This is a genomic window from Mycobacterium sp. 1165178.9 (assembly GCF_001673555.1).
Taxonomy (GTDB): Bacteria; Actinomycetota; Actinomycetes; order Mycobacteriales; family Mycobacteriaceae; genus Mycobacterium.
The window spans coordinates 1-4,110 of sequence record NZ_LZMB01000059.1 but is presented as its reverse complement, the minus strand read 5'-3'; the positions used below and the strand labels follow the sequence as shown (position 1 = coordinate 4,110).

At 70.0% G+C, this 4,110-nt stretch carries 4 protein-coding genes; 2 read left to right on the top strand and 2 right to left on the bottom strand.

Features of this window, described 5'->3' with window-relative positions; all coding sequences use genetic code 11:
- Together A5652_RS03020 and mptB are read right to left on the bottom strand one after the other, a co-directional pair.
- Window positions 1–745, bottom strand: a 745-nt coding sequence (locus A5652_RS03020; protein WP_082983748.1) for an ABC transporter ATP-binding protein, incomplete at its 3' end; no start/stop codon positions are given.
- The gene (gene mptB / locus A5652_RS03015; protein WP_067346486.1) at window positions 742–2,448 is read right to left on the bottom strand and encodes a polyprenol phosphomannose-dependent alpha 1,6 mannosyltransferase MptB; all 1,707 of its coding nucleotides are present in this window, start codon (window positions 2,446–2,448) and stop codon (window positions 742–744) included. The genes A5652_RS03020 and mptB, both read right to left, overlap by 4 nt.
- Before the next feature lie 80 nt (window positions 2,449–2,528).
- Between mptB and A5652_RS03010 the strand changes: the two genes are divergently transcribed.
- Both A5652_RS03010 and sufB read left to right on the top strand, forming a co-directional pair.
- Entirely contained in the window at window positions 2,529–3,341 is an 813-nt protein-coding gene (locus A5652_RS03010; protein WP_156745125.1) for a metalloregulator ArsR/SmtB family transcription factor, read from the top strand.
- On the top strand, window positions 3,338–4,110 hold a 773-nt coding region (sufB, locus tag A5652_RS03005), incomplete at its 3' end, for a Fe-S cluster assembly protein SufB (protein ID WP_067346480.1). The genes A5652_RS03010 and sufB, both read left to right, overlap by 4 nt.

Sequence of the window (4,110 nt, the reverse complement as noted above, 5' to 3'; positions counted from 1 at the left end):
GGCGTGGCGGCGCGCTGAATCGCAACTGGTCCTTGGCCCCACTGCGCATCAGCTCGGTCGGCGTACCGGAGGCCACGGTGGCGCCATGGTCGATGATCACCAGCCGGTCGGCGAGCTCCTCGGCCTCCTTGAGCTGGTGGGTCGTCAGCAGCACCGTCACGCCGTCGCGGCGCAGGGCGTCGATCAGCTCCCAGACCAGCAGGCGGGCGTGCGCGTCCATGCCCGCGGTGGGCTCGTCGAGAAACACCAGTTCGGGGCGGCCGACCAGCGCGCACGCCAGCGCCAGCCGCTGCTGCTGGCCGCCGGAGAGCCGCCGGTAGGTGGTGCGGGCGGCGTCGGTGAGGCCCAGCGTGTCGAGCAGCCACGCCGGGTCCAGCGGGTCGGCGGCGTACGCCGCGACCAGGTTCAGCATCTCTCCCGCGCGGGCCGCGGGGTAGCCGCCGCCGCCCTGCAGCATCACCCCGATGCGAGCCCGCAGCCGCGCATTATCGGCGATCGGGTCCAGGCCGAGCACCTCGATGGTGCCGGCGTCCGGGCGCACGAAGCCCTCGCACATCTCGACCGTCGTGGTCTTCCCGGCGCCGTTGGGGCCGAGCAGGGCCAGCACCTCGGCGGCGTGCACCTCGAGATCGAGGCTGGAGACGGCCTCGACGGCAGTCACGCCGGATCCGTATGTCTTGGTGACGCCGCGCAGCCGCACCACGACGTCAGGGGATTCGCGCGATTCTGGAAAGGCCGAGCTCACGTGGAATCAGCGTAGGCGTCGTGCGCCGGCGCGGGCTGAGGGGGCGACGGCGTGGCCGGCGTCGCCGCCGTGTCGATGAGGGGTTGGCCGCCGGCCCCGGCGTCCCGGCCCGGCGCTCGGCGCCACGGGAGGCGGGTGTAGGTCAACCCGATGAGGGCGACCACGATGACCGTGCTGGCCAGGGTGGCGTCGATGATCTGGAACAGCGCGAACCGGTCGCCGTTGGCGGTCGGGCCGAAGATCCCGACGACCAGGCTGATCACGATGGCCGCCACCCGGAAGCCGGTGCGGGTTGCCCATGCCGCCAGCGGGATGATCGCCCACAGCAGATACCACGGCTGCACGACCGGGAACAACAGCACCGTGATGCCCAGCGCGACGCCCAGCCCGCCGATCGGGTGCAGCCGACCACGAAAGACGGCCAGCAGCAACCAGGCCACCATCACGGTGATGATCAGCACGCCGATCGCACGGGTCAGCCCCAGCACCGCGGTGGTGTGATCACCCAGGCCCAGCAGGATGCCCACCTGCCCGGTGCCGAGCGCGAGCAGGGTCGGCGGCGACATCCAGCTCCGCACCACGTTTGCGGTGCCCAGCGTGTAGATCCAGCCGAATCCGAGGCCGCTGGCCCAGCCCACCAGCGCCATCACCGCCAGCGACAATGCCGCCATGCCGCCACCCGTCAGCAGCAGCGCGCGCAGGGTCCCGCCGCAGCGGTAGGCCAGCGCCATCGTGACGAAGCCCAGCGCCAGCAGCGACGGCAGCTTCACCTGCGACGACAACACGATCAAAACGGCGCCGGCGACCAGCATCCCCAGCGGTTCCCAGTCCGGGCCCCACCGCTTCCATGACACGGGCAGCAACCGCGGCGCATCGACGCCGCGCAACGCGAACTCGGCCCCGGCCAGCATCAGGCCCAGCATCAGCGCCTCGTTGTGCACGCCGGCCACCAGATGCATGATCAGCAGCGGATTGGCCGCCCCCAGCCACAGCGCGCTGACCTCGGCGACGCCGCAGCGCCGGGCCAGCCGGGGCGTCGCCCAGACGATCAGTCCCACGCCGACCAACTCGACCAGCCGGTGACACAGCACGGCGGCGACGATGTTCTCCCCGGTGATCGCCGAGATGCCGCGCCCGATCCACAAGAACAGCGGGCCATAGGGCGCGGGCGTCTCGCGCCACAGCGTCGGCACCGAGAGCGTGAAGATGTGGGACAGGCCGAGCCCCGAGGCCGGGCCCACCCGGTAGGGATCCAGGCCTTCCAGCGAGATCTGGCTCTGCGCCAGATAGGAATACACGTCCTTGCTGTACATCGGTGGGGCGATCAGCAGCGGCAGCACCCATAGCAGCAGGGTGCGGTCCAGGTCGCCGCGCGACATCCGCCTGTTTCCCAGGGCGAACCGGCCCAGCATCAACCAGGCCAGCGCCATCATGACCGCGCCTGTGGTCGTCATGGTCAACGACACGGTCTGGATCCGCGATGGCAGGTTGAGGAGCCGGACCCCGAACGTGGGGTCCTGGACGACGGGCCGGGCGCCGGCGCCGAGCGCGCCGATCGCCATCACCACCGTGCCGGTCGCGCCGAAGAGGCGGGTGCGGCGCAGCGCGGTGAGCTCGGTATCGTTCAGCGGCGAGCCCACTGCTTGCTCGTCGCCGTGCAGACTCGCGATCGATGAGCTCAGCGTGTGGTGGCGGGCTGCCATCAGAGCAGCGTAGCCGCCGGATGCAACGGGTCATCGCGTCGCCGTTAGTGTGAGCAGCGCAACGCCAGGACAGGGGACCCTTGCTGGACCGATCCCCGGAATTGCGTCACACTGGTGTTGTGAAAATCCGAACCAGCCTCGATGGGGCCACTGCGGGCGGCGACGCCGCTCCAGGGGTGGCGGACGTCGGCGCGCCGGTGCCGGATGGTCACACCCGCCGCGCGATCGTGCGCCTGCTGCTGGAATCCGGATCGATTACCGCCGGCGAGATCGGTGACCGACTGGGTCTGGCGGCCGCCGGCGTGCGACGCCACCTCGACGCCATGATCGAGGCCGGCGATGCCGAGTCCACGGCGGCAGCGGCGTGGCAGCAGGTCGGACGCGGGCGTCCCGCCAAGCGCTACCGGCTGACCGCGGCGGGGCGGGCCAAGCTCGACCACGCCTACGACGACCTGGCGGCGGCGGCCATGCGGCAGCTTCGCGAGATCGGCGGGGAAGAGGCGGTGCAGGCCTTTGCCCGGCAGCGCATCGACACCATTCTGGCCGACGTCGCCGCGGCCGACAGCGCGGCGGACACCGACGTGCAGGCAGCGGCCGACCGGATCGCCACGGCGCTGACCAAGGCGGGCTACGTCACCACCACCACGCAGGTCGGTGGGCCGATCCACGGAGTGCAGATCTGCCAGCATCACTGCCCGGTGTCGCACGTCGCCGAGGAATTCCCCGAGCTGTGCGAGGCCGAACAACAGGCCATGGCCGAGGTGCTGGGGACCCACGTCCAGCGGTTGGCGACCATCGTGAACGGCGACTGCGCCTGCACCACGCACGTACCCCTGACCCCGGCGCCCAGCCCGCGCCGCGACACCACGAGCATCAAAGGAGCGTCTCGATGACACTCACACCCGAGGCCAGCAAGACGGCGACCGCGCCGCTGACTCAGGAAGAGGCGATCGCCTCCCTGGGGCGGTACGGCTACGGCTGGTCGGACTCCGACGCCGCGGGGGCCAGCGCCCAGCGCGGCCTGTCCGAGGCCGTCGTTCGGGACATCTCGGCGAAGAAGAACGAGCCCGAATGGATGCTGCAGACGCGGCTGAAGGCGCTGCGCATCTTCGACCGCAAGCCGATGCCGGGCTGGGGCTCGAACCTCGACGGCATCGACTTCGACAACATCAAGTACTTCGTTCGTTCGACGGAGAAGCAGGCGGCCTCCTGGGAGGACCTGCCCGAGGACATCCGCAACACCTATGACCGGTTGGGTATCCCGGAGGCCGAAAAGCAGCGTCTGGTCGCCGGCGTCGCGGCCCAGTACGAATCCGAGGTCGTCTATCACCAGATCCGCGAGGATCTGGAGGCCCAGGGCGTCATCTTCCTCGACACCGACACCGGTCTGCGCGAACACCCCGAGATCTTCCAGGAGTACTTCGGCACCGTGATCCCGGCTGGGGACAACAAGTTCTCGGCGCTGAACACCGCGGTGTGGAGCGGCGGCTCGTTCATCTACGTCCCCAAGGGCGTGCACGTCGACATCCCGCTGCAGGCCTACTTCCGGATCAACACCGAGAACATGGGCCAGTTCGAGCGGACGCTGATCATCGCCGACGAGGGTTCCTACGTGCACTATGTCGAAGGCTGCACCGCTCCGATCTACAAGTCGGACTCGCT

Bases quoted from the DNA above. Each gene is read 5' to 3' on its own strand.
- mptB (WP_067346486.1), bottom strand. From the start codon at position 2,448: ATGGCAGCCCGCCACCACACGCTGAGCTCATCGATCGCGAGTCTGCAC.